Source organism: Brevibacillus borstelensis, assembly GCF_037834415.1.
Classification (GTDB): Bacteria; Bacillota; Bacilli; order Brevibacillales; family Brevibacillaceae; genus Brevibacillus; species Brevibacillus borstelensis_A.
In genome coordinates, this window is record NZ_JAUMSJ010000015.1 from 59,050 (window position 1) to 85,244 (window position 26,195).

Genomic DNA, 26,195 nt, shown 5'->3' on the forward strand with positions numbered 1-26,195 from the left:
TTTACCTCTTTTGCGTGGATGGTTGTTGGCTAGCATACCATTCCACCCCCCTCTCAAGAAATACATTGAATGTATCAAGAAGTGGCTTGTTCACTGTCGTAAACTGTTCCAGAAAATGATCGTATTCGGACTCGGCTATCTGCGTATGGGTGACGAGATGGAATGTGATCACGTATGTTTTGGCAATGGGGATGGAGATGATGTACTCGTATTCACCAAACAGACCAAGCTGCCCTTTGCAGCCCATCACTGACTGATTGGACAAAAAAGCGGCTACCATCCAGTTCTGGTTCTGCGGGTACATTTCATTGTGATCCAGGCGAAAGCGATGGTCTTCATCGACGTCCCGGGCGTTGCCGATCTGCACAAGCTCACGGTCGACCAGCGAAAACAGCGTAGCTGCCGATGGACTGAACGTTTCCGGAATATGACAGGAGCCGAGCAATTTATCGAGAATCCGGTTGACATGATTTCTCGTCTCCACGGTATGCTTGCTGTACTTGACCAGTGAATACAAAAAGTGCAATTGTGCTTCAAGTCTCTCTTTTCTTACGATAATATCACGAATCTCTTGCCTGCGTCCCCATTTTTTGACAATCCGGGTGAGCTCGCCCGTAAAGACGCCGAGCGCGGCAGAGATGTTCCCGTCATCCCGGTCGGCTTCATATTCTCCCGCCAAAATGCCGAACAGATCGGTGGGAATGCGAAGCATCGTCATCCCGCGAGGCTTTACAAAAAAGGCCCGGTTCGGTCCCAGCTTGCCCATGGACAGCCCGAGCTCAAACAGTACGTTATCGCGAGCCGCGTTCCACTCCTCTCCGCGCAGACGAAGCTGATCGTCGGGGGAAAAGACAAACACGGCAAAATCGGTTGATTCCAAATGTTCCAGCAGACTGGCAAGCGCCGTTTGATTCAGGGAAAACACGCCCTGCGACCAGAGTGTAACCTGTGCAACGTATGAGAGATTGGCCTGGATCGCTTGCGCCAGAGGTAACCCCTCGACCGAGGAGCCGACAAATACCCGCGGTTTTGCACTAGGGCTCATGGTTTTGTACCCCCATCATTTGATTCCATGTCCGTACGCCTATGTTTGCCGTCTCTCTATGTATATTAGCAGACCTCCCAAATTCATCCAACAAATTTTCCGGTCCGAGCATATTTTGTTGATGATTAGCGAGATCATTCCCGACTATCTTCACTGGCAGCTCATGCGCGAGCTTTCCCTGCTGAAGGTTTCCGAGGATGTGTTGTACCGGCCCTTTGACACACTGTCCAACGGCGAGCAGACGAAAGTGCTGTTGGCTGCACTGTTTCTCAAAGAAAACAGCTTTCTGCTGATTGATGAACCGACCAATCATCTGGACATGGGGGCAAGGAAGCTTGTCAGCGATTATCTCAACACAAAAAGCGGCTTTATTCTGGTGTCCCACGACAGAGCCTTTCTCGACAACTGCGTAGATCACATACTTTCTATCAATAAGACCAACATTGACATTCAAAGAGGCAGCTTCTCGGACTGGTGGGAAAACAAAAAGAGACAGGACAGCTTTGAGCTTGCGGAGAACGAAAAGCTGAAAAAAGACATCAAACGCTTGTCCGATGCCTCCAGACGAACGAGCAACTGGTCCCACGAGGTGGAAAAGACGAAAAACGGTACAAGAAATTCCGGCTCGAAGGTAGATAAAGGCTATATCGGCCACAAGGCGGCCAAAATGATGAAGCGCTCAAAAGCAATCGAGCAGAGGCAGCAAGCGGCGATCGATGAAAGGGCCGGGCTCCTGAAAAATATCGAGACGGCTGACAGCCTGAAGATTACGCAGCTTCCCTATCATAAAAAGCAGCTTGCCGAGCTAAAAGACGTTTCGATTTTCTACGGCGCAAAGCTGGTATGCAGCGATGTCAGCTTTACGATTGAGCAAGAGGAGCGAATTGCGCTGTCAGGCAAGAACGGCTCCGGAAAAACGAGCCTTCTCAAACTGCTTTGCGGCGGGAACATCGACTATACGGGCACTTTCAACAAGGGAAGCCAACTGAAAATATCCTATGTTTCCCAGGACACCTCGCATTTGCAGGGCAATTTATGCCAGAAACAGCGGGATAGACGAAACCTTGTTTAAATCCATCTTGCGAAAGCTCGATTTTTCCAGGGATCAATTTGAAAAGGATATGTCAGCCTTTAGCGGCGGCCAAAAGAAGAAAGTGCTGATCGCGAAAAGCCTTTCCGAGAGCGTCCATTTGCATATTTGGGATGAACCGCTTAATTTTATCGATGTCATCTCTCGCATGCAAATTGAAGAGCTGCTGCTTGAATACGCGCCCACCATTCTGTTTGTGGAGCATGACCGTGAATTTTGCAGAAAAATAGCGACGAAGACCATTGAGCTTTGAGGGAAACCGGCATCGTGAGCCTGGTACCGGGAAGTCGGGATTTCTGTTTTTCTCCAAATAGGGGAGGCAACGTTCAGCCAGGGGAAATAACGTGCGGCGGAACACTTCGGGGATAACTTTTCTTCTGAAAAGCAGGCGGCGGAAACGAGCAGCGCTCAGTTTCCAGCCGCCTGCGGCACATGTATTTCCAACGTCGTCACTAGAACAGCAAAAATCCGAGGCTGATGATGGCTCCCGTGACGAAGAGCATCATCAGGCAGTAGCCCATGATATCTCTTGCCCCGAGTCCTGCCAGAGCGAGGACGGGCAGCGCCCAGAACGGTTGAATCAGGTTGGTCCACGCATCGCCCCAGGCGATGGCCATGGCCACCTTGGCGTGCGATACGCCCAGCTCCGTCGCTACAGGCATCATGATCGGTCCTTGCACAGCCCATTGACCGCCTCCGGAAGGGACAAACACGTTCAAAAGACCAGCGCTCCAGAAGGTAAAGAGCGGAAACGTGGTCGGTGTCGAAATGCTGATGAACCACTGGGAGATGCTCGCAGCCAGTCCCGAAGCGGTCATCATCCCGATAATGCCGGCGTAAAACGGGAATTGCACGACAATCCCGGTCGTGGTCTTGATCGCTTCTCCCATCGCATCGAGGAATTTGCGCGGCGTCCCGTGCAGGAAAATTCCCAGGAACAAAAAAGCCAGGCTGACGATGTCGAGATTGAGCTTGAAGCCCTTCTCCACAAAGTATGAAATCAGATACACAAAGCCGATGGCCGAGATCAGGTAGGAAATGACGCGGCTGTTCTCCATCTTAACAGCCGGACTGTTCACGTCCGCTGTCGGATCGGCAGAGGCAGCCGTTTCCTCGCGCCCCAGGTCTGCCCCCTTGAAGACGATTCGGTCCTTCTCGGCTGGCAGCATCAGTCGGTTGACCAGCGGTAGAATAACCATGATCGCGATTACAATTGTCAGGTTCATCGCTGAAAACATCGTCTCGGACGTGGGTATGACGCCGATCACGTCCTCCAGACTGTGCTTTTCCGTCGCTACCGTCAGCGGCACCGAGCCGGCCAGACCGCCATGCCAGACGACAAATCCGCCGTATGCGCTGGCTACCAGCAAGCGGTAATCGACTTTCTCCACCCGCTTGGCGATCTCGCGGGCCAACAGAGCGCTGACGACAAGCCCGAAGCCCCAGTTGATCCAGTTGGCGATACAGGAGACCAGCGTGACGAGGACGATCGCCCGGCCAGGAGTCTGCGCCATGGAAGCGACTGCCCGCAGGCCCTTTTTGCAAATGTCTGTCTCGGCCAGCGTATGCCCGGTGACCAGGATCAGCACCATCTGCATGGTGAAGCTGAGCAGTCCCCAGAAACCGTCACCCCAGAAGCTGACCATCTCCAGCGGCGATTTTCCGTTGACGACAATCCCTGCCGCAAAAACGATAAAAGTAAGAATGACAGCAAACAAAAAAGCGTCAGGCAAATAACGCTGCACCATCCGAACGGAGGCGTTGGTCAATGCTTGAAACACTAGGCATTCTCCTCTCAGAAACAATGTATGACTTCTTTATTCAGGAGAATGCAAGTGCCATGCCAATCATTTCCGGCAGCTGGAAGCTGCTTCTATTGTATGCGCTTTCATTAGGCCGCTCGTTCTTCATTGACTACTTTTTGCGCACATCGCCTCCATTTTGCACACCGTCTGTCCCGTTTAGCCCGTACATCTCCAGCTTGTACAGCAGCGCCCGTCTGGAGATCCCCAGCCGCTTTGCCGTCTGCAGCTTGTTTCCTCGCTCCTTTTGCAAGGCTCTGGCAATCGCCTCCCGTTCCACCTCCTGGATGATTTCACGCATCGGCCGATCCTCCCAGCGAAGCAGGCTGCCAATTCCGGCTTCCTCCGCCGACTCCGTTTCCTGCAAAGACCCCATGACGTGTTCGGGCAAAATGGCTGACCCGCCCGCGATAACCAGCGCACGCTCTATCGTGTTTTCAAGCTGGCGGACATTGCCCGGCCAATGATAGGAGAGCAGCGACTCCATGGCTGCTTTCGACAGGTAACAAGGTCCTTTGCCCATCTCCTTTCCGTACTTGGATAAAAAGTACTCAGCGAGCAGCGGGATATCCTCCTTCCTCTCCCGCAGCGGGGGCATATGGATGGGAACGACGTTCAGCCGGTAGTACAGATCCTCCCGGAACAGTCCCTGGCGGATACGCTCCTGCAAATCTCGGTTGGTCGCGGCAATCACCCTTACATCGACCGATACCGGCTCTACGCCGCCCAGCCTGACGAAGGTTCGTTCCTGGAGGACTCTGAGGAGCTTTACTTGCAGGCTGGGGCTGAGCTCGCCGACCTCATCCAGAAACAGCGTCCCGCCATCCGCCAGTTCGGCCATGCCCGGCTTCCGCCCCGCCGCCCCTGTAAAAGCGCCGCGTTCGTACCCAAACAGCTCGCTTTCGAGCAAGTTTTCAGGAATCGCTCCGCAGTTGACGGCGACCAGCGGCTGGCCCGCCCGGGGACTGTTGTTGTGAATGGCTCGGGCAATCAACTCTTTGCCTGTGCCGCTCTCCCCCTGGATCAGCACTGTCGATTTTGTCATGCTTACCCGCCCGACCAGCTTGTACACTTCCTGCATAGCCGGACTGAGACCGACCAGACCGGGGCTCTCCCACGCCGCTTCCGGCGAGGCATCGCTTGCCCGGTTGGCCTGGTCGTTTTCCCTTTGGCGCAGCGCCTGTTCCACTACTTGCTTGACCCGGCCCAGATCAAACGGCTTTTGCACGTAGTCGAATGCGCCCAGCTTGATCGCTTCCATCACGTCCTTGGCCGAGCCGTAAGCAGTCATCATCACTACGCTGGGACTTGTGCCTCCGGTCTCCTGCATTTCTCTGAGCCGCCGCAGCGTCTCCATGCCGTCCTGCTCCGGCATGCGCAAATCGAGCAGCATGACTTCAGGGCGAAAGTCTTTCAACAGCTCCAGCGCTTCTCCTCCGCTGGCTGCTTCCCTGGTTTCGTATCCTACCTTGCGAAGCGCCGTGGTCAGCGCTTTTCGGACATTGATCTCGTCATCGACCAGCAGCACTCGTTTTTTCATTGCTATGCTTCCTCCTCCTCTTTTGCGGGCAGCACCACCGTGAGCTGCACGCCCATGTCCACATTGCGGGCGGAAATATGCCCGCCGTACGCTTGCACGATGCGCTGCGATATGGCCAGTCCAAGCCCGGTGCCCGATTTCTTGGTCGTAAAAAACGGCTCAAACACGGTCTGCAGATGCTCTTCCGCAATAGGCGGGCCTTCGTTGGTGATGCGTATGCACACCTGCCCGTCCACCGCCTCGGTTTGCACCAGCAGCCGCCCTCCGTCCTTCATCGCCTGCAGGGCATTGATCAGGATATTGAGGAACACCTGCTTGAGCAGCTCGGGCGAGGCCAGAACAGATGCCGGAGAATCCCGATACACCTTGTGCAAAACGACTCCCCTGCTGACAGCGCTGCGCTCGATGAGCAGCAAGGTCTGATCGAGCACCTCGCCGACACGTGCCGGTACGTGATGCTCTTCGTTGGGCCGGGAGAAAAGCAGCAGCTCATCTGTAAACCGATTCAGCCGCTCCACTTCATCGACAATGATTCCCGTATATTCCCGACTGTCATGTCCGGCCGGCAGCTCATCCTCGATGATTTGGGCAAATGCCTTGATCGAGGTGAGCGGGTTGCGGACTTCATGCGCGATGCTGGCCGCGAGCTCCCCAATCACCGCCAGTCGCTTGGCCTGTGCCAGACTCGACTCCATCCGTTTCCATTCGGTTCGATCATCCATCACGATGATCGCGCCAAGCACCTGTTCCATCGGACTTTTCCAGATAAACGTCCCGATTTTTACATACAGTCTAATCCCGCCGCCGCGCGGGCTCCACTCCGCATCCCGTGTCGTTCGCCCCTCGCTCAGCGCCTCCGACAGCGCTTTCAGAATCTCTTCTTCCCCCCGGAAAACATCCGTGTATTCCTTGTCGATCGCCTGCTCCAGACTCACGCCTGTGATCCTGGTGGCCGCTTCGTTCCAAGCCGTTATGCGGCCAGAGTGATCGAGCGCGATGACTCCGCTCTCCATGCTGTGAATGATTGTCTCCGTATGGCTGCGGCTTGCCTGCAGGTCTGCGGCCATTTTGTTGATCGCCTCAAAAATCTCTCCCGGCTCCCCGGCTGCCGGCTTCATCCGGAAGGACAGGTCATGACTGAGGCGCCGCAAGCCTTCTTTGATTTCCAGCAAAATAATCTCGACCCGGTGCACCATCAGGCCGCTGGCTACCGCCGCGATTACGCAACCGATCCCGACGATGGAATAGATGCCCTGGCGCATCCCGGCAAGCTGTATATCAATGCTTTGCATCAGTTCATTTGCCCAGGCGTAGCCGATTACCTCGCCGCCTCGTTCGATGGGGTGCATCGCATTCATAATATCGCCGCGCACTTGCGGACCGACGACGACATCGGCAGACCGCTGATTCATCACTTGTCTTCCCGGGTGATCGGGCGCGATAGGCATGCCTACATGCTGCCCCATTTCCTTGCTGGGGCCGTATGTAACGATCGCGTCCAGTCTCCTTGCGTAATAGCCGACGCCGATGCCCGGATGAGCTTCGGCGATTTTGTCGGTAAGCTGCTCCAGTCCGCGGTTGAGCGCTTTGATTTGCTGCTTTCGCGAGGCGTTCTGCATCCCTTGTTCGCGCAAGACATTTTCAAAATCTTGCGACAGGGCAAAATCCAGCTGCTGCGTAATCGCCAGCAGCTTTTTCTCCTTCTCCTGGAGCAACGCCTGCTCTGCCGCTTTCAGCAAAACAATTCCGGTCACGATAATGGGCAGTACGGTAACGGCAATGACGGACACAATGAAGCGGATGCGGTACACATATGACTTCACAATAACCTTCCCGTCCCTCTCTTTTTCTCCCTCTCTATGGTATTCTATCATACAGAAGTTTCGAGAAAGCTTTGCGAGAAAGGAGCACAGCTATGACACATGTCCTTTTTGTTTGCCTGGGAAATATTTGCCGCTCTCCTATGGCCGAAGCCGTTTTTCGCCATATGGTCGAGTCAGAGGGAATGGCCCACCTGATCTCCATCGACTCAGCCGGTATCGGGGGCTGGCACGCAGGCGAGCCTCCCCACAGCGGCACGCGGAAGGTCTTGTCCGGAAAAGGAATCGCCCACGAAAACCTGAAAGCGCGTCAGATCACGCAAACTGACTTCTCCGCATTCGACTACATCGTCTGCATGGATGAAGAAAATCTGGCGGCTCTAAAGCGGATGGCCCCTCCGGGCGTGCATGTACATCGCCTGATGGATTTTGCCGGACACTTGCCGGAGAGAGACGTCGAGGACCCGTATTATACCGGACGGTTTGAGTACGTATATCAGCTAGTGGAAGCTGGATGCCGGGGGTTATTGGAGGAAATCAAAAAGAGCGAATCCCCTGCTAGATGAGAGATTTCATTTGGCATAGGCATCGCTTCTTGTTTATCATCAGATGGTAAATCTTGTTAGTCAGAGGCTGTTTTCGGGAGGTGGAGTGTCCGGATGAAAAGAGTCTTTCTGGAAGCTGCGTTTTTTCTGGCGCTGCCTCTCCTCGTGTGGTCTTACGGCAGGCCTGTCCTCGGGGACTACAGTGCGATTCTCTTGTCAGGGCTGCCAGGCTTTTGCTATGGCCTTTACGTGCTGCTCAAAGACCGGCGCTTCACGTTTACGGGCGTCTTTTTGCTCGCGACACTGCTTATTCCCCGTTTCCTCGACCTGCTTTCCGATTCCCCTGAATGGCTGCTGCGGAACAATATATACACCGATGCAGCACTCGGCCTGTTCTTTTTTCTGTCGATTGCAGTAAAAAGACCCGCCGCTATGCTCTTTTCTGTTGATGTCGCTGCTACCATGGGCTATCCCGTTCAGAGCAGCCTGCGGTTATTTCGACACCCGGAGGCATATCGCTGGTTTTTGTTGCTTACCTTCCTTACGGGCCTACGGGCCTTTGTCAAAGCCGGGATCCGGGCGCTGCTCATCAGCCGCTTCGGCATCGAGGGCTACGGCGTGTACCTATCGGCGCTTTCCCTCGGAAGCTGGCTGAGCTACGGCATCATCTTGGCCGCTTACGGATACATCTTCCGCAAGCATATCTATCCGTTGGCTGAACGGCTGGAGAAGGAGGACTACTTCAGCCGCTAACCCCCTCCATTTCTTCCTCTGAAACAACCTCGGAGACAACGTCCATGTCTTGAGAGTCCTCTTGGTGGAACATATAATAGATCAGCAGATCGTGGTCGGCAGGAACATCCCTTGCTTTCAGCACGTCTCGCATCACCTTTTCGTCACTGATGTTGGCGCTTCTTGCCTGTTCCGGATAGCTCAACTTAATCAGCTCAATATGATTTGACAGCATAAGAGAAGCAATATAATGAGCTAGATGTTTTGCTGTTATTTCCCCCTTATGACTGGCAAATTCGTGAAAATAGTCATACAGATAATCGATGTCTAACCACGGTATGCTGTCCTGAATCATGCCATATAGCTCATCATCGTTTTTATACGATCCCATCATTTCACTAATGGCTTCAAAATCAAAGAAATCCCACAGAGCCTCTAACTCTGTTCCGCTGCTCCCTCCTCGCAAAGTCTTCCTGGCTTCTCTTTCCTTGCCTCTTACTTGAGCTCCAGACATCACATTTACGAGCGGCATCAGATCGCGAAATGCCTCCATGTGACGGATTAAATCTGTGCCCTGTGTCAGTAAAAGGAACGCGTACTGCTGCTTTCTCCCAATCAAATCAGGACCGGCAGATGCCAGATTAATTTGCATATATTGATCCAATACGGGCCCTAGGTCTTTTTTGATCTTTTCCATCTCTTCCATCGAGGAGATCAAGCTGTCATAATTATTGTTCATCGGCCCGTTGAGCTGTCCCAAATTCCCTTCTGTCTTCCGAACATGCGCTTGAAGAAGCGCCATTCCCGGCAGATTCAAGTAAGTATCGATAATCGTGAACAGGCGCAAGATGAAATCCCCCAGGTCCATCCCGTCCAAACCTACCCACATGTCCTTTTTTACCGTGTCTGCCGTCGTATGCTTCTCTTCCTTATTTCCTGTCAAAAATTTACCCTTTACCCGATCGTATTTCGTGTCTTTGATCTTCATGCTGTGAGGGTCCACATTAAAGGTAAAAGAGCCTTGAATGACTTTGTCCGTATTCATGACTCCGTCGGATCGATCAGCGTCCTCCCTGTCCGGAGTCGCCATTTCAAGCAATGCATCCCCGAGCGAATGCCTCATGATCTGTGCAAATAGTTGATTGCCGGCTGCCTTCTGCAATTGCATCACAGCTGCCAGCTTTGATGCCCCCAGTCTGCGGAGCTCTTCCGTACGCCTGCTCAATCCTGCACTGCTCTGCCCCTCTTTTTGTGGCCTGTCATACATGACCTCACCGCCTTCCTCAATGTACAAGTAAATTGTATGATATTTTCCCCATGCATGGAACATAATGGACATCATTTTCCAAGTATTGCAACTGGAATGAAAATCCGTTAGAATAAAAAAATTTTACAGGAACGGAGGGTTACGTGTGTTAGACCATTTTTCCCGCTTGCGAACTTTGCGCCACTAAAAAATCATAGTGCTCAAAGGCTCTGCCTGTGTGCAGGGTAATCGGGATTGGTCTGCCCATTTTTCGTAACCTAATCTAACAGAGTTACAAAATGAGATGGCCTTGCAGCCTCCTCTTTGTACTCATTGTTTCTACACGCATGATCGAATAAATGAACAATGCCAGGTTTTGGTCTTGAAGACCGCTTTGTTTCCTCATCGCTTTTTTGCACCTCGCATCGCAGTAGGGATGGTGTGGACGTCAGAGGAATAGTGGCTGTCAACGTACCGCAATTGTCGGTGATTACCGTTCATTTTATTTGATCTCGGCCAATCAGTCAGCCGTCAGGAGTGTTTTTCGCTTTCCGCAAACAAGCGACTCCTCTTGCAGCTGTCCCATCCCTTCCGATTATTCCAAACACAGGCAGCAGCAGCCTGTGTTTTTCGTTTTGCTGGCGCAGTTCTCGGGCAGCAGAGCAAAGTTTGCTGCCATACAAGAGCAAAAATAAAAGGAGGACTCGCCCCTATGAACCCTATTCAATCAACAAATCATCAAACGATTATCGCTGATATGCTGCGTATAGCCGAAACGAACGGTCTTCGAATCGATCCGAGTCGTGTAGAGATCAATGAGTCTGGCATGGACTTTCAGGTCGCATTCGTAACGGATGAAGATGGCGTCCCCTGGGTTTTGCGCAAGCCAAGACGGCCCGGCGTGATGGACAGAGCGGAGAATGAATACAAGGTACTGCAGCTGGTGCACCGTCATCTGCCTGCGACCGTTCCGAATTGGCGCATCTACACACCGGAGCTGATCGCCTATCCGATGTTGGAGGGAGTTCCCGCCGCAACGGTAGATCCGTCATCGCAGGGATATGCATGGAAAATGGAGCACGACCCGCTGCCTGCCGCCTTCGTCAGTTCTCTCGCCCGGACACTTGCTTCCCTGCATGGGGTTGACCATGAACTGGCGGCTTCTGCCGGTCTTCGCGTCAAGAGTCCCGACGAGGCACGGGAGACCTTTTCCAAAAATATGGATGACATCAAACGAAAGCTGGGAGTTTCCGAGACGCTGTGGGACAGGTGGCAAAGGTGGATTTCTGACGATAGCTACTGGCCCAGTCATTCCGCTTTGGTTCACGGAGACCTCCATCCTCCGCACATCCTGATAAACGCGAAAAATCAGGTGACAGGACTTTTAGATTGGACCGAAGCAGAGGTAACGAATCCCGGTACGGATTTCACCATTTATTACGCGCTGTTTGGAGAGAACGGGCTTGACGCCTTGTTGAAACCGTACGAGGCTTGCGGAGGTCTAGTATGGCCTCGCATGCGCGAGCATATTGCCGAACAGTGGGCCGCCTATCCGGTACTGATCGGAATGTTCGCCTTGCATACGGGAAAGGAGAGCGACCTGGAAATGGCCCGGGGAGCGTTGGGAGTGCTCGAACCATAACGGGAGCAGTCCGGCGAAAAGAATCGCCTTCCCGTGCGACGCCCTAAGTCGTGTCGAAACACGTGCATCGGAAAAGCGACTCGACAAATCGCTTCCATTCACTTCAAGCTTATGTACCTTGGATAAACAAAGATCGCTCGGTGGTCCCGGCGATCTTTGTCTTTTCTACTGCTATTTACAATGCTTTTTCTCCGCCCCCTATATCTGCTCATATCGCCACGGTTCCACTCCCGGCAAATGAGCTCAGCCAGCCGCTCGTTCTTCCGACCAGCCGCTGATAGGCGTCTCCCAGCGAAAACGTATGATCTCCCCGTACGATAATCTCCGTTTCGCAGCGTCCGCTCTCTCGCAATCGAAATTCGCGCTCATAATAAAAAAGGGAGTCCAGCGGGATGACCTCATCCCTGTTTCCGTGCAGCAGTAGGACGTCCCCCAAAAATTGACCGGCTTGCTGCAAAGGGTCGTAGGCATGAAGGGATTGAAAGAACGACTCCTGCAAGGAGTACCCCCGGTGATCGGTCCGGCCGTATTGCACAGCTTCCTCGTAACCGGCTTCGCCTACAATCCGCACAATATCTGCAAACGGCCGCGGAACGGGCGCCCAAAGGATCAAGCCCTCGATGTTTTGTTCGAGCGACGCCGTAATGACTGAAACGGCCCCGCCCAGACTGTGTCCAAGCAGGAGAATTCTGCGGGCAGCGCGCCCCTGCTTGCGGGAACGTAAAAACGCAATCACCTCGCGAGTCTGTCTGACCAAGAGATCCAATCCTCCGGCGCCGTAGTCGCCCTCGCTTTCCCCGCATCCGCCGTAATCAAATCGGACCACTGTCAGCCCTGACATCGCCAGATCGCGGGCCGCTTTGACGAAGAGTCGATCCACTCCAATCCGGTTGCCGACAAATCCGTGGCAGATGAGCAGCGTCGTATCCGCCAGCATATCGTCTTTTCGTATCAGCTCAGGCTCATGGAACGTGGCAGCCAGCTCATACTGGTCAAAGGGAATCCGAACCGACCGTTCTGCGTAGCTCACCTGAACTCCTCCTTTTTATATAAAAGTATTCCGATTATCTTACTTTGTTATATTTGCATTATTCCTCTTTCCTCACGTATTGTCAAGGCGTCCAGCGGCGCCGGGAAGCCGGAGTCCTGGTCTGCCGCTGTTTCTTTTGTGTAGGGAGCGCACTGTGACTATTTTTTCGCACTTCCGCCCAACGCTGAGTGCCTTCCAAAAGCGAATTCACGGAGGTTGCCGATTTCTCTTTCAATAAACGAGCGAGGTCGACTGCTCCAGTCCTATTTCATTTCGTCGATGAGCTGTTTTGACTGGCGGCTGGCTGCCCCGGCACAAAAAAGAACAGCGGCGAAAACCGCTGTCCTTCGTCCTTTGTCTATTCAGTCTTTATCCTGTCTACTCGGTCGGCGGCGGAGGGCTGCTCTTTGGCGGCGAGGCCAAATCACGCAGGATCGCTACCTCTACGCGTCTGTTTTTCGCTCTTCCTTCGGGCGTCGCATTGGAAGCCACCGGATGGTATTCGCCCATCCCCGTCGCGCTGAATTTGGACGGGTCCAGGTTGCTGTTTTCGAGCAGGACCTTCAAAAAGTTGACGGAGCGCTTCACGCTGAGATCCCAGTTGGACGGAAATTCAGACCGATGAATCGGAACGTTGTCCGTATGGCCCGTGACCGTCACCTTTTTTGGATGCGGCACCAGCATAGCGGCCATTTCCGCAGCCAATTTGCGGGCCTCCGGCTTGAGGTCTGCTTTTCCGGAATCAAACAGGGCATTGTCCAAAATCGTGATCAGCAAGCCTTCATCCGTCAGCTGAGTCTGCAGCTTGTCCCCAAGGCTGTTTGTCTTGATGTAATCTTCCATACGCTGCTGCAGCTTCTTGAGATCCTCCGTCTCTTTGCGGATGGCCTCTTCCATCTTCTTCTCTTCCTCTGTCTTTTCCTTATCGTCGGTCTCTTTTCCCATATGCAAGGTCTGCTGAGGCAGCGACGGATCAAGCGGCACGGGGCTCGGCTGATTAAAAACGCCGATGCCGCCGTTCAGCGCCACATCAAAGGAACGGACCATCTGATCGAATTTTTTCGCGTCCATCTTGCTGGAGGCAAACAATACGATGAACAAGGCCAGAAGCAGAGTCAGCAAGTCCGCGTAAGGAATCAGCCAGGATTCATCCATATGCTCGTCATGATTGGCGTGACGTTTGGAATGCTTAGCCATTTACTGCGGCCTCCTCCTCCTTCTTCTCCTCCTTCACTGCTGCACGTTCCTGCGAAGGGATGTACACGAGGAGCTTCTGCTCGATAGCCGCTGGAGAAACGCCCGCCTGAATGGAAAGCAGCCCTTCCACCATGATTTTTTTGATCTCGATTTCCCGCTTGGATTTGCGCTTCAGCTTGGTCGCGAACGGGTGCCACAAAACATACCCGGTGAAAATCCCCAGCAGCGTCGCTACGAATGCCGCCGCGATCGACACGCCGAGAGCATCGATGTCGCTCAGGTTCCCCAGGGCGGCAATCAGACCGACAACCGCGCCCAATACCCCGAGCGTCGGGGCGTAGCTTCCCGCCTGGCTGAAGATCAGTGCGCCGGATTGGTGCCGCTCTTCGATCGCGTAAATCTCTTCATTCAAGACGTCCCGGACAAACTCCGGCTCTCCGCCGTCGATGATCATTTTCATGCCGTTTTTGAGGAACGGGTCCTCGATCTCGTCCGAGGTGTTTTCCAGCGCCAGAAGACCTTCGCGACGAGCGATGGAAGCCCAGTTCATAAACTGGTCGATCAGCTCCCGTTTGGACGGCAGCTTCTGTTCGGTGAACAAAATTTTGAAGAGTGCAGGAACCCGTTTGATTTCCGAGAGGGGAAACGCGTTCAGCAGAGCCGCAACCGTACCTACGATGATAATCATAAAGGCTGCCGGATTCAGCAAGGCGCTCGGGCTCGCGTGTTTCAGTATCATCCCGACGATAACTGCAACAATCCCTAATACAATACCGAGCAAGGTCGATTTTTCCATTGTGACACTCCCTAACTACCGTGTTCAAAAAATATCTATATATATGGTTTCGGTAATTCTGCCTTCGGTTGTGAGAGGAAGTTGCGGAAAATCGGGACAGTTTTGTGAAAACCTTATCCAAACCACTTGATCAGACAAATCATTACCAGCAGTCCGACGATAAACGAAAAGGTCGCGGAGCGCTCATGACCGTCTCCGTGGCTCTCCGGAATCAGCTCTTTGTACACGATGAACAGCATCGCTCCGGCCGCGAACGACAGCCCGTAGGACACCAGTCCCTCTACGAAAGACGTCAGGTAATACCCGACAAATGAAGAGACGATCTCGACTGATCCTGTCAGCGTCGCGAGCAAAAAGGCTTTAAAGCGGCTGACCCGCTGATTGATCAAAAACAAGGCCACGAGAAAGCCCTCCGGCGCATTCTGGACGCCGATGGCAAAGGCGATCAGTCCGCCCAGGCCACTCTGCTCGGCTGAATAACTGACCCCGACGGAGAGTCCCTCCGGAATATTGTGCAGCGTAATGGCCGACAAAATCAGCAAAGACTGCGAGTCCATCGAGATATTCGCCCGCGTGTGCTCCAGATCGATGTGCGGAATGACGCTTTCCAAAAGCGTCAGCAGCACAGTTCCCGTCAGCACCCCGAGACAGACGACGATCAGCCTTTCGTTTGCCATCGCCTGCGGGATCAGGCTGAACGTACACGCAGCCACCATGATTCCCGCTGTAAACGCCAGCAGAATGTCGCGCCAGCGATGCGTTACCCGCTTGAAGAAAAGGATCGGAAGAGCGCCAGCCCCCGTTGCCAATGCAGACAAAAAACTGCCCACTACCAGATGTTCCATGAATATACCCCCAGGGCCAAGTACGATGATTCCAACATCATATCACGGTTCACAAATCCGGGGAAAACCTGCAAATAACAAAGTGCTGCACTGCCATCCCTGTACTTATACGAAAAAATCCGGATTTTATACATGCCGGGAACAATTCAGCCTGTGCACGCTCTTATCGGTGGTTTCTGTTGTTGCCTGCTCTTTTCAAACGAAACAAAACAGTGCCGTCAAAAGACGGCACTGTTGTTCATTTTAGTGACCTAGCGCGCGTATTTGCTCCACACGCTGCGTTTCATTGAGATGCGGACATGTGTAGCAGCACCGCCCGCCCTCCAAGCGGTATTGAAAACAGCATTGGCGCCGAATCTGGATCGGCTCCCCCTTGTCCGACGGATGGGGGATCATCGTATAGGACGTATCGAATGGCCGGCCCTTTTTCAAGCCAAACACGGATGGACCGGCAGCCTTGGTCAGGTAGTGAAAGTCGTCGGCAATCTGTCTTTTGAGCTCCGCCGACTCCGCCGCATCCTGCCAGCGCTGATAGTAAAAATGAACGAGGTACGACGCGTGGGCCCATAGAATGTCTGCTTTCACAGAAGTTGCCGCACAAAGCGCCGCGATCAAAGGCTGGGCTGTGCCCGCGAACAGCTCGCGGACGACCTGCTCCCGCCACTTTGTGCGGTCTCCGTCTTCCGGCCTGCTCACGGATTGATCACGCAGGACAAAGCGCGGAATGCTCCAGCTTTTTTCTCCCGTAATCGCCACATTGGAGAGAGCGAGATTCATGCCCACCGAATCATGGGACATGGCGTGAAGACCGCCGCATATCAGCGCAAGAAAACGCTTGAAAAAGAGGGATGCCGTCACAATGCTGCCGGGAGACCCGATATGCTCCCCCACCTGACGCAGAAACATCATGCTTGTCTCTTTTCGAAGCAGACCTTCCGCCGGAAAGACAAGCGGAGCATCGGTCTCATCGGCAAAAGAGATGCGGTATTTCTGCTCAAGCACGGCTGCATTCCAATCGGTTCCCATCATTTCCATCCTTCCTCAGTGTACGTCCGTATCGTTGTCAATGATTTTCATTATCAGTTACACTTATTATATGCCGCCGTCTCCTCCGATACAAGTGTCCGCGAAAAAAACTTGAAAATGCTGACGGTCCAGCCTATGTCGGCAGGGCTGCATTTGTTCTTCCTTTCGGTTTGAAACAGGGCCCGCTTAAAGCCCCTCCATGAAAAAGACCGTAGAGATTTTTCTCTCTACAGTCCCCTTCCCTTCTAGGTATGTAACGACAAGCACCGGTTCCATGCTTCCGAAACAACGGCCCGCTATATTTTGAATGCGGAGACGGTATCCTGCAGCTCTTCCGCCAGCTTGGACAGCGATGTCGCCGAAGCGGCAATCTCCTCCATGGAAGCCAGCTGCTCTTCCGTCGCGGCCGAAACGTTCTGCGTGCCGTCTGCGGTTACGTCAGAGACTTCGGAAATCAAGGCGATTACGCCCACTACCTGATCGGTATGGGCAGACACTTGCTGCACTGCGGCGGAAACATCCTGAATCTGCTCGGTGACATCCCGGATCGAGTGCTGGATGTGCCCAAAGGTTTCGCCTGCCTGATGGACGACATCGATACCGGACTGCACCTCCCGATTTCCTGTCTCCATGGAATCGACCGCACGCTTTGTCTCTTGCTGAATCGTATTGATCAGCTCGGCAATTTGCGCTGCCGACTGGGACGACTGTTCGGCGAGCTTGCGGACCTCGTCTGCTACGACGGCGAAGCCTCGTCCGTGCTCTCCCGCCCGGGCAGCCTCGATCGCCGCGTTCAACGCAAGCAAATTGGTCTGTTCGGCAATTCCCGTGATCACTTCAATAATCTGACCGATCGCTTGCGAATGCGCGCCCAGTCCTTCCACCGCCGCCGCCAGATCGCGGATGGAATCGTGAATGGCGCTCATTTGCCGTACGGCCGCCTGAATGGCCTGATTCCCTTCGCCCGCCAGCTCCGCGACCTGAACAGCCGTAGAAGACGCACTTTGCACGTTGGCCGCGATATGCTGGATGCTGGCTGTCATTTCGCGGACGACTCTTGCTCCTTCATCGACGCTCTTTACCTGCCTGTCCGTTCCCGCTGCCACTTCCTGGACAGTCACGGCAATTTGCTCTGTCGCCTTGCTCGTTTGTTCAGCGCTTGCCGTGAGCTCTTCGGCGGAAGCTGCCACCTGCTCCGATGACGTGCTCACCTGACGGATCAAGGTCTGCAAACTGGCTGTCATTTCATTAAAGGACTGCGTCAAGCTGGCAAACTCGTCTCGGTTCTTGATGATCAACGGTTCCACCCGCAAATTTCCAGACGCCACCTCTTTTACATTTGCCACCAATTGAATGAGCGGATTGCGTATGTTTCTGGTCAAAACAACAGCCAAAAGAATCCCGCCCACCAGCGATACGCCAAACAGGAGCAGTGTATCCCGCATGCCGTCCCGATACAGCTGGTTGCTTTCCGCGACTGCCTGGCTGGCCCCCTCCCTGTTCAACTGCTTCAATTCATCCACATATTGCTGCCGCTCTTTGAACAGCCTGTCGGCTTGCTGATGAAGCTCCGCCAACCGCTTCAAATCCTCCTGCGTAGCCACGGTGGAGACGTCGATTTCCTTCCCCGACTCGATGATTCGATTGTTGAAGGTCTTGTATACCTCCAGCGTCTTTTTCAGGTTTTCAAACATTTCAGCCTCGTCATCGGTTTGAATCGTTTTTTCATAATCTTTGATTCGCTCGTCTACATAGAGAAATTGCTCGTCGATTAGCTTGACGATTTTCTCCTTATCGGCGGGATTTACCGTGGCATACAGGCTTTGATCGTAGGCGTAAATCGTTTGGAGCGCCTTGTCTATTTCCAGGACCGCTTTCAGACCAGGCATCCAGCCATCTGTAAACTCCGAAACCTTTCCATTCAGCGTGTGCATTTTGTATACGGCCAGAAATCCGGAGAGGATCATGATGACTAGCAAGACGGAGAAGGCACCGCTTAATTTTTTCCCTAAGGTCATTTTCATGCAATCACCCACTTCTTTTGTTTGAAATTTTTTTGATTAGCTTGCTATGTATTTCCCGAAATTTTTACAAATCAAACCATCGTGAGAAAACTTTCTGAAAGTACCCGCAAAGCCGGCTCGACCTCGCGATACATCTGTAGGATAATAGTTGAAAACAGTATGAGTCAGCACTGTGGGATAGGAGGAAGCCACTGTGAAACACTACGATGCAATTATTGTCGGAGCCGGCTCGATGGGAATGGCCGCCGGCTGCTATCTGGCCAGTCAAGGAGTCAAAACCTTGCTGCTAGACGCCGGCGACCCGCCTCACCAGATGGGAAGCCACCACGGCGACACGCGCATTATCCGGCATGCGTATGGGGAAGGCGAGCTGTATGTGCCGTTGACGATTCGGGCCATGCAGCTGTGGAAGGAGCTGGAGGAGGCGACAGGAAAGCGCTTGTTTGTGCAAACAGGCGTTTTGAGCGGAGGGCCTCGCGACTCCCGTTTCGTGCAAAATGTGCAAAAAAGTGCGGAACGCTACTTGCTTCCGCTGGAGGTGCTCAGCGCGAAAGACGTGGCCAAGCGATGGCCGGGGATTCAACTGCCGGACGATTATACCGGTTGCTACGAGCCCACATCCGGTGTCCTCTACAGCGAGGAGTGCATTCGCGCCTACCGTCAGCAAGCCCTTGTGCACGGAGCCGAGCTTCAGGTCAACGAGCGGGTAAAGCAGGTTTCTGCAAAGCAGGATGGAGCCGTCGTCACGACCGAACATGGCACGTACTCCTGCGACAGGCTGTTGATCAGCGCCGGAGCATGGAATCCGGATGTACTCGCCGCTCTCGACCTTTCCCTGCCGCTGACTCCTACGCGAAAAACGGTCTCCTGGTTTGAAGCGGACGAGAATCTGTACCGTTCCGACCGGTTTCCCGCGTTTATTTTCGATTTGCCGGACTCGATCTTTTACGGTTTCCCCAGCTTTGACGGGGCGGGTGTCAAAATCGGGCGTCATGACGGCGGCCAGCCGGTGCATCCCGATCAGCTGGACCGTACGTTCGGGACGCATCCCTCTGACGAGGCGGATACTCGCTCGTTCCTGGAGCGGTTCATGCCGCAGGCGGCGGGACCGCTGCGCCAGGGCAAGGTCTGCTTGTACACCTTCACCCCGGACGAAGATTTCATCATCGACAAGCATCCGCAGTATCCGCATATCGTCATTGCCGCCGGCTTTTCCGGACATGGCTTCAAGTTTGCAAGCGCGGTCGGAGAGGCTGCCAGTCAGCTGTTGACCAGCGGAAGGGCTGACCATGATCTGTCCCGCTTTTCCATCGGTCGCTGGTAGACTGTCCACAACAAAAAGGGCCGGGAAGGGCAGATGCCTCTCCCGGCCAGTTTTCCGCTACAGCTCCCATACTGCCGACCCGATCTCAGCCCTGATTATCCCCGGCTCTGTCTCTGTGCTCCCGGACATGAAGCGGACACCACCCGTCTCTTCAAAAGCAGCCAGGTATGCAAACCCCGGCCGCGTCGCCTGGCTCAGCAGTTGGGCGTATCGCGTCGCTCCGGGTCTGCGCTTGCTGTTCAGATGACGGAGTATCCCCTCTGCGGGTTCGACGCCAATCCCGTGTCCGTAGTACCTGCCATTTCCCAAATCCACGGCATTCTCCCCCTGCCACTCCGGCTGATCAAGCCTGTACTCCGGATTTTCAAAGTACAGGATATCCCCCGGCAAAAAGGTTCGCGTTTGCTCTGTAGTCAGCCGCAAATCCTGATCATACCTCCAGTCATAAAGCAGGATGCCTTGAAACAATTGGTCAAAATCAGACCTGCGGATCGTCTGCAAAACCGCATGATACAAGATAATGACCATCGCGGTGGCGCATTCGAACGCGTAGGAATGGCCGTTTCGGAAAATGTCTTCTATGGCTGTGGACGGGAGCACCTGCGGCCGGAGCATGCACCCTCCGTAATCCGTCCGCTGCCAATACCTTCCATTGCATCTCGTCTCCTCAAAGGTGGCAAAAGCCAGGCCGCTCCGGTACAGCTGCAGCGACGAAACGACAATCTGATTGCGCAGTCTGAGCTCATACCGAAGCAAATCGGCAGCCGGATAGTCAAACACTTCCCCGGCATGAGCCATTCTGTCGACGGTCTCGCGCTGGACGCTGTTCAAGCGCCATTCGCTGGCCAATGCCGCCGGGTCGACTGGCATTCCTGCGATACTGATCACGCCTGAGATTCCCCCTTCCTGAAGCAATTGGTACACTGTATGCATTCCGGCGGGGATTATCACTTTTCTGGCTTGGGTGGTTTCTGAAACGTTCGTAGTTCCGGCTGTAGTGGAGGAGATGAAAAAGGGAGAAAACGCTTCAGGTTCGGTGGGACACCGCTTGGGGGCTGCTTGTGTCCGGCTTCATTCCGAAAGGGGAACCGCATCCAAAAGCCGCGTTTTCAGGAAGCGCCTCAAAGGTTGGATGCGAAAAGCGTGTTCCCCTTTCGGAACGAAGCCTGGGATGTGTCCCAAAGACCTTTGCTGTTTTCTCCCTTTTTCATCTCTACAGCTTTTGGATTTTTACGGTGTTTTCTTTTGAGCAAATCAATGGAGGAAAAGAGATTTGAATGGAAGTTCTTCCTTTTGGGCTTCTAACTGATAAACAGCGCGATGCAGCGGATGATAACCATCCTGTATCGGGCTCTGATACATGTGTTCATGAATGCCGATTGATCCACTTTCCCATGAAAAACACGTCATCGCGGGCGAAGCCGAGCTTTTCATAGAACGCTCCGACTTGGCCGTTTTCCTGCGCAACCAATAGATTCATCTTATCGCAGCCGACCGCGCGCGTCCGCTCTTCCAGTTCATTCATCAACAGGCGTCCGATTTGCTTGCCCTGGCATTGCGGGTCGACGGCCAGGTGGTATACCCATCTCCGGCGACCGTCGAAAGCGCCCATGACAGCGCCGATTAATTGGTCTTGCTCGGTGGCTACCAAAAACAGTTCGGGGTCTCGCTTCAGCTTTTTTTCGATCGCTTCCCGGCTGTCGGATGGGGACAGGGTCAGTCCCGCACGTGTCCATAGTTCTGCTACTGTTTCGTAGTCTGTCATCTTGAAAGAGCGAATGTTCATGGTTTTATTACCTTGGTGGAGGATTTGAAATATTGAATGATTATACTACAGATTCGGCATCTAATTATTGCATTTGAGACTTTCTTTATTATCTTGAGGTCGGGCTTAGTGGAGGAGATGAAAAAGGGAGAAAACGCTCCAGGTTCGGTGGGACACCGCTTGGGGGCTGCTTCTGTCCGGCTTCATTCCGAAAGGGGAACCGCATCCAAAAGCCGCGTTTTCAGGAAGCGTCTCAGAGGTTGGATGCGAAAAGCGTGTTCCCCTTTCGGAATGAGGCCTGGGTTGTGTCCCAAAGACCTTCGCTGTTTTCTCCCTTTTTCATCTCTAGAGCTTTTCATGTCAAGTAATAAGGTGGGGAACTTGATGCAAGGGGTCAATTAAAGGATTATAAGCCACCACGGGCATGAAGCTGCAAGGTCCGAATTGATGACTACTCCGTAATTTTAAAATTCTTCCCCCCATATTTATGGACATATTGAACAATGTATTCATCCAGCTCTTGGCTTAATTCTAAAACAGAAGTATGCGAGATGCCTTTTTCTTTTGCCATGTTACATAGTTGCAGTCGCAACTGCTCAATTATGGATATTAGTTTATTTTCCTCCAATTTCAATATCCTTTCTTTAAAAAAATCAGTATATTTCAATAATGATATTTACCAGCACAAATTCCTATCATCTAACAGTTGATTTAGTATATGTGACTTTCTTTTATGAGGCATGACATATACTTTGTTTTCATTATAAATTCTGTCGCAAAATTTTTTTAACAACAGATAAATACAGACATCTTACAAAATTCGACTAAATTCGAGTTAATTAACACAAAAAAAATACCCCATCTCCATAGAGTGGGATAATGTATCCGAACAACGTGTCTACATAATTAATTTTAAGGCACCTATTTTTCCAAAATAATAGATACTCTGCACATATGCATCCATGCCTTCATCGAAAAGACCGTTGGTCACAAAATAATTTCCCTTGAGCTTGTAATATCTGCCCAACTCAGAATATTGATAGGGGTCATTATCGAAAATCTGAATTTTTTTCTCTTCTTCTTCCAGAAAACTTTTGATCGAATCAGGATCACTCACTTTGCTTAATGCATCAAATAGCTCAGTAAGTCTAAAGATCCGGTTTACTTCTGTAGTCTCAGCCAAGCATTCCCGTAACAAAGGAATAGCTCCCACGTAATTTCCTGTTCTTGAATAGACAGTCCCGCGAAAGAATTTTACACGTTCAATAATAAAGCGGTAATTCAACTTTTCATACAAATCAAGGTGTTGTTCTAAAGCGCAGTAATCTCCCAAGAACATGTATGAATTGCAGATAGCCAAGGCTACTCGCTCTTTAAGTTCATTTTGTGTATGATCTTCAGCGTGTCCCAATTTTCCGAATTCTATGCATTTATCATACTTTTTCATAGCATGAGCATGAAAGGCCATTTTATAATAAATGATTACCTTTTCTTCATTATCCAGAAAATCGGCATAGTGTAATATTTCTTCTCCATTGTAATAGGTTTCTTCTAATCGATTAAAGTCATCTCGTTCTAACAGGTATTTCTTAAGCAATCCTTTTGCCAAAAATCGCTGCATCCCACGTTCTCTGGTGTATTTTATGATTACATGGTACAACGGTAACTGAAATCTCTGATCTGAAAGAGTTGCAACAAAATTGTACAGTCGTTCCATCAACAGATGACTATCTTCGTAAGGTGTCTCAAGAAACCGTTTAGCAACTTTAGAGGCCAACGAAACATTGCACAACCGAATTGCTTCGTTAAGAAGTCCGAATAGGACCTTCGGACGCTTATCGATCTCAATGTAGTATTCAATGAATTCGTCTGATGGAATATTTAATACTTTTGCTACGGGGATAGTCGTTTTTAAGCTTGGACGTCTGGTATCCCCGTTTTCGATCCTTGCAATAACTCCCTTGTGGACTCCCGATAATCTTGCAAGTTGTGAAATGCTTAAGTCGGACTGTTCCCGATATTTTTTTATGACATCTCCGATGGTTGTAAATTCAAGTGTATGTACACTTTCCTTCACGGCTACCACCTTCCAACAGATTGCTCCTATTTCCTATTGTCTCTACATCTAGTTCTTTATCCAAATATTAACATCATATAGTTGCTTTGTAAATTGAAGATTTACTTTGATAAATTGGTTCAGAAAATCAATAAGAAATGATTCTTATATTATCCATACCCGAAAAAATATAAAAGGATAGAGCAGCGACATTCTCCTCGCGTATCTATCCCTTTCGACTATCTATTCAGTTTCTCCCATCCCTCACAACAACCACGACTGCACGACAGGGAAAAACACGTACGCCCAAACGACCGTAATCATCGCTCCGGCGATGACGGCCAGCGTGGCGCTGCTTCCCTCGAGGTCGCCGCGCTCGAACGCTTTTACCATGCCGAGCGCATGGGCGCCCATCCCGTACATCAGCCCGACGGCGAGCGAATGCTTGAGCCGCATCCGCCTGATGATTTTCGGCCCCAGGAAGACACCGGCGAAACTGGTCAGCATGACAAAAGCCGCGGTCAGCTCGGGCTCTCCGCCCAACGCTTTTGAGAGATTGACCGCCACCGGCATCGTGATCGAGCGGGGGATGACACTGACGGCGGCTTCGCTCCCCAGGCCGAGGAAGAAGGTGCTCACTACTCCGGCCAGGACCGCCGACAGTGAACCGAGCGCCAGGCTCCCGACGATGATCCGCCAGTTCGCCGTAAGCATCGGCCAGTTGCGGTAGAGCGGGATCGCAAAAGCGACCGTCACCACATCCAGCATGTCCGCAAAGAACGACGTCGCTTCTTTGTATTTCGCGAACGGAAGATCGAAAAGCAAAACGAACAAGACGATTCCCAGCGGTGCCAGTATTGCCGGAGAGAAGAGCAGCACCGTCTTTTTGGCGCTGATCCGCTTGGCTCCCCAGTACAAGGCGACAGTGGCAGCGATGCTACAGGTTTTCCACAGAATCACGCTGCTGGCTCACCCCGCTCCATCGGAACAGCCGCTGTGCGAGAACTCCTGTGGAGATCATCACCAATCCCGTTCCGCTGACGACTACAGCCAAAACGAGCAGCCCCTTTACGCCCAGCATCCACGGGTATTGAACGATGCCCGCAATCGAGGGGATAAAGAACAGGATCATTTCGGACAGCAGCAGAGCCGCTCCCGCTTCCACCCATTTCAGGCGGATCAGGCCCGATTGCAGAGCCAAGAACAAGAGCCCAAGTCCGATCAGGCTGCCAGGTATATGCAGCTGGAAAAACGCTGCAGCCGCTTTTCCCAGCCAGGTAAACGCAATTAAAATCAATATCTGCGGCAATGCCGTCAGCCATTTTCTCATCGAGACCACCCCTGGTGCCAACTAACTGATAGCACCATTGTAAGTGACTCCCCTTCTATTCGTACAATATATAAACATCATCAAATCTATGCAAAAAAGTTATACACAGGCGTGCTCGCGAACAAACCCGATAAACGCCCGGGCAGCGTAAGACAAATAACGGTCCCTCCGGCAGATCAGCGCGTACGTCCAATCGATGGGCGGCCAGGAAAGGGCGACGACATGGAGGCGGCCTTTGCTCAGGCGTTCAGCCACAGACCGCGGAACGAGGGAAATTCCCATTTGCGCGGCGACCATCTCCCCGACAAAATCCCACAGCGAGCTCATGTAGGCGACCTTTGGCTCAAAGCCTGCCCGCACGCACGCTTGCCGGACCACGTCATGCATCGCATACTCCTCCGTAAACAAGACGAACGACTCTTCTTCAAGCTCCGCCAGATTGACGCTTTCCCGGCCGTACAGCCAGTGCTCCCCATGTACGATGGCAACCATGTCCTCGGAGCGCAGCGGGATTGCCTCAAAGCGATCCTCATCCACGGGAAGCACGGTCAAGCCGATGTCGATATGGCCCTGCTCGACCTGAACTTCCAATGGCCTTGCGCTGTACTCTCTCATCTCAAGCTCGATGTGCGGGTATCGTTTTTTGAAGCCGGCAATGGCCGCCGGCAGCAGGAATGCCCCCACTGTCGGCAGCAGTCCCAGGCGGACGAATCCGCGCTCTACCTGGCGCAGCTCTTCGATGGAAGCCGTCAGGTCGCCCATGATCTGCAGGACGCGCTGGGCGTGTTCAAAGACGAGCTGGCCCGCATCGGTCAATTCGATTTTCCGCTCGGTGCGGTCGAGCAGGATGACATCCAATTCCGTCTCCAGGCTCTTGAGCATTTTGCTGATGGACGGCTGCGAGACATGGAGGACCTCCGCCGCCCGGGTAAAGCTTTTCTGCTTCGCCACTTCGGCAAAGTACTGAAGCTGCTTGATGTCCATAACGCTTGCTCCCGTCAGGAGATGGTGAACACTTCATGCTGGCCGGACAGCTCGACAAAGAGGTTCATGCCCGCGATCTGTCCCGCTTTCAGCTTGTGCGCCACGCCGTAATGCTCCACGCAGGTTTTGCAGCCGTACACGGGGACTCCCTGCTCCTCCAGTTCCTTGAGGTGAAGGTGGGCGAGCGATTGCTCTGTCAGGGTGAAGACGCCCCGGTTCATGCAGAAGATGGCTGCCGGTTTTTGCTCTGCCTGTTTGACGTGGACGAGAAAGGTTTCCATCACGATTTCTCCGAGCTCGGGCTCTCCTTTTCCGAATTGGTCGGAAGCGAGCAGGATGACCTTGTTATGCATGTT

Annotated in this window: 23 protein-coding genes and 1 pseudogene; 5 read left to right on the forward strand and 19 right to left on the reverse strand. The window is 52.7% G+C overall.

Features of this window, described 5'->3' with window-relative positions:
* Window position 1: 1 nt before the first annotated feature.
* Window positions 2-1,045, reverse strand: coding sequence for a TIR domain-containing protein (locus Q3F21_RS13890; protein ID WP_340253713.1), 1,044 nt, complete (start codon window positions 1,043-1,045; stop codon window positions 2-4).
* Window positions 1,046-1,166: 121 nt separating this feature from the next.
* Between Q3F21_RS13890 and abc-f the strand changes: the two are divergent.
* A pseudogene (gene abc-f, locus Q3F21_RS13895) lies at window positions 1,167-2,388 on the forward strand (ribosomal protection-like ABC-F family protein); the annotation flags it as partial.
* A gap of 199 nt (window positions 2,389-2,587) precedes the next feature.
* Here abc-f and Q3F21_RS13900 read toward each other — a convergent pair.
* The 3 genes from Q3F21_RS13900 to atoS all read right to left on the reverse strand — a co-directional run bounded on the left by Q3F21_RS13900 (window position 2,588) and on the right by atoS (window position 7,300).
* Window positions 2,588-3,916 (reverse strand): short-chain fatty acid transporter, encoded by a 1,329-nt coding sequence (locus Q3F21_RS13900; RefSeq protein ID WP_340253716.1) that lies wholly within the window; start codon window positions 3,914-3,916, stop codon window positions 2,588-2,590.
* A 133-nt stretch (window positions 3,917-4,049) separates the two neighbouring features.
* Window positions 4,050-5,477 carry a sigma-54-dependent transcriptional regulator gene (locus Q3F21_RS13905; RefSeq protein ID WP_340253719.1) on the reverse strand — a complete coding sequence of 476 codons (1,428 nt, stop codon included), beginning with the start codon at window positions 5,475-5,477 and terminating at the stop codon, window positions 4,050-4,052.
* A 2-nt stretch (window positions 5,478-5,479) separates the two neighbouring features.
* Window positions 5,480-7,300, reverse strand: a complete 1,821-nt coding sequence (atoS, locus tag Q3F21_RS13910; protein WP_340253722.1) for a two-component system sensor histidine kinase AtoS — start codon at window positions 7,298-7,300, stop codon at window positions 5,480-5,482.
* Between the two features lie 92 nt (window positions 7,301-7,392).
* On the opposite strand from atoS, the gene Q3F21_RS13915 reads away from it, so the two are divergent.
* Together Q3F21_RS13915 and Q3F21_RS13920 are read left to right on the forward strand one after the other, a co-directional pair.
* Window positions 7,393-7,863, forward strand: a complete 471-nt coding sequence (locus tag Q3F21_RS13915) for a low molecular weight protein-tyrosine-phosphatase (RefSeq protein WP_340253725.1) — start codon at window positions 7,393-7,395, stop codon at window positions 7,861-7,863.
* A 93-nt stretch (window positions 7,864-7,956) separates the two neighbouring features.
* Window positions 7,957-8,595, forward strand: a complete 639-nt coding sequence (locus Q3F21_RS13920; protein WP_340253728.1) for a VC0807 family protein — start codon at window positions 7,957-7,959, stop codon at window positions 8,593-8,595.
* Here the strand turns inward: Q3F21_RS13920 and Q3F21_RS13925 are convergent.
* Window positions 8,585-9,619 (reverse strand): hypothetical protein, encoded by a 1,035-nt coding sequence (locus Q3F21_RS13925; protein WP_340253731.1) that lies wholly within the window; start codon window positions 9,617-9,619, stop codon window positions 8,585-8,587. The genes Q3F21_RS13920 and Q3F21_RS13925 overlap by 11 nt on opposite strands.
* A 913-nt stretch (window positions 9,620-10,532) precedes the next feature.
* Here Q3F21_RS13925 and Q3F21_RS13930 point away from each other — a divergent pair.
* Entirely contained in the window at window positions 10,533-11,462 is a 930-nt protein-coding gene (locus Q3F21_RS13930) for a macrolide 2'-phosphotransferase (protein ID WP_340253734.1), read from the forward strand.
* Between the two features lie 208 nt (window positions 11,463-11,670).
* On the opposite strand, the gene Q3F21_RS13935 is transcribed toward Q3F21_RS13930, so the two are convergent.
* The 6 genes from Q3F21_RS13935 to Q3F21_RS13960 all read right to left on the reverse strand — a co-directional run bounded on the left by Q3F21_RS13935 (window position 11,671) and on the right by Q3F21_RS13960 (window position 18,380).
* On the reverse strand, window positions 11,671-12,492 hold the full coding sequence (locus tag Q3F21_RS13935; RefSeq protein WP_340253737.1) for an alpha/beta hydrolase: 822 nt from the start codon (window positions 12,490-12,492) through the stop codon (window positions 11,671-11,673).
* Window positions 12,493-12,870: 378 nt separating this feature from the next.
* Window positions 12,871-13,689, reverse strand: coding sequence for a flagellar motor protein MotB (gene motB / locus Q3F21_RS13940; RefSeq protein ID WP_340253740.1), 819 nt, complete (start codon window positions 13,687-13,689; stop codon window positions 12,871-12,873).
* Window positions 13,682-14,485, reverse strand: coding sequence for a flagellar motor stator protein MotA (gene motA, locus Q3F21_RS13945; protein ID WP_340253743.1), 804 nt, complete (start codon window positions 14,483-14,485; stop codon window positions 13,682-13,684). The genes motB and motA overlap by 8 nt, the downstream gene beginning before the upstream one ends.
* A 113-nt stretch (window positions 14,486-14,598) precedes the next feature.
* The gene (locus Q3F21_RS13950) at window positions 14,599-15,330 is read right to left on the reverse strand and encodes a ZIP family metal transporter (RefSeq protein ID WP_340253746.1); all 732 of its coding nucleotides are present in this window, start codon (window positions 15,328-15,330) and stop codon (window positions 14,599-14,601) included.
* A 243-nt stretch (window positions 15,331-15,573) separates the two neighbouring features.
* Window positions 15,574-16,359, reverse strand: a complete 786-nt coding sequence (locus tag Q3F21_RS13955) for an IucA/IucC family C-terminal-domain containing protein (protein WP_340253749.1) — start codon at window positions 16,357-16,359, stop codon at window positions 15,574-15,576.
* Between the two features lie 293 nt (window positions 16,360-16,652).
* On the reverse strand, window positions 16,653-18,380 hold the full coding sequence (locus Q3F21_RS13960) for a methyl-accepting chemotaxis protein (RefSeq protein WP_340253752.1): 1,728 nt from the start codon (window positions 18,378-18,380) through the stop codon (window positions 16,653-16,655).
* A gap of 193 nt (window positions 18,381-18,573) precedes the next feature.
* Between Q3F21_RS13960 and solA the strand changes: the two genes are divergently transcribed.
* Entirely contained in the window at window positions 18,574-19,704 is a 1,131-nt protein-coding gene (gene solA, locus Q3F21_RS13965) for an N-methyl-L-tryptophan oxidase (protein ID WP_340253755.1), read from the forward strand.
* A gap of 57 nt (window positions 19,705-19,761) precedes the next feature.
* On the opposite strand, the gene Q3F21_RS13970 is transcribed toward solA, so the two are convergent.
* The 8 genes from Q3F21_RS13970 to Q3F21_RS14005 form a co-directional block, all read right to left on the reverse strand.
* Window positions 19,762-20,592 carry a protein-glutamine gamma-glutamyltransferase gene (locus tag Q3F21_RS13970; protein ID WP_340253758.1) on the reverse strand — a complete coding sequence of 277 codons (831 nt, stop codon included), beginning with the start codon at window positions 20,590-20,592 and terminating at the stop codon, window positions 19,762-19,764.
* A 478-nt stretch (window positions 20,593-21,070) separates the two neighbouring features.
* Window positions 21,071-21,490, reverse strand: coding sequence for a GNAT family acetyltransferase (locus Q3F21_RS13975; protein ID WP_340253761.1), 420 nt, complete (start codon window positions 21,488-21,490; stop codon window positions 21,071-21,073).
* A 430-nt stretch (window positions 21,491-21,920) separates the two neighbouring features.
* Window positions 21,921-22,136: a Spo0E family sporulation regulatory protein-aspartic acid phosphatase gene (locus tag Q3F21_RS13980; protein WP_340253764.1), complete on the reverse strand. Its 216-nt coding sequence runs from the start codon at window positions 22,134-22,136 to the stop codon at window positions 21,921-21,923.
* Between the two features lie 231 nt (window positions 22,137-22,367).
* Window positions 22,368-23,546 carry a helix-turn-helix domain-containing protein gene (locus Q3F21_RS13985; RefSeq protein ID WP_340253767.1) on the reverse strand — a complete coding sequence of 393 codons (1,179 nt, stop codon included), beginning with the start codon at window positions 23,544-23,546 and terminating at the stop codon, window positions 22,368-22,370.
* 243 nt (window positions 23,547-23,789) lie between these two features.
* Complete coding sequence (locus Q3F21_RS13990) at window positions 23,790-24,485, reverse strand: LrgB family protein (protein ID WP_340253770.1); 696 nt, start codon at window positions 24,483-24,485, stop codon at window positions 23,790-23,792.
* Window positions 24,463-24,855, reverse strand: coding sequence for a CidA/LrgA family protein (locus tag Q3F21_RS13995; protein WP_340253773.1), 393 nt, complete (start codon window positions 24,853-24,855; stop codon window positions 24,463-24,465). Before Q3F21_RS13995 ends, Q3F21_RS13990 begins: the two co-directional genes overlap by 23 nt.
* Before the next feature lie 99 nt (window positions 24,856-24,954).
* Entirely contained in the window at window positions 24,955-25,839 is an 885-nt protein-coding gene (locus Q3F21_RS14000) for a LysR family transcriptional regulator (RefSeq protein WP_340253776.1), read from the reverse strand.
* Between the two features lie 14 nt (window positions 25,840-25,853).
* Window positions 25,854-26,192, reverse strand: a complete 339-nt coding sequence (locus tag Q3F21_RS14005) for a transcriptional regulator (RefSeq protein WP_340253848.1) — start codon at window positions 26,190-26,192, stop codon at window positions 25,854-25,856.
* Window positions 26,193-26,195 lie beyond the last annotated feature (3 nt).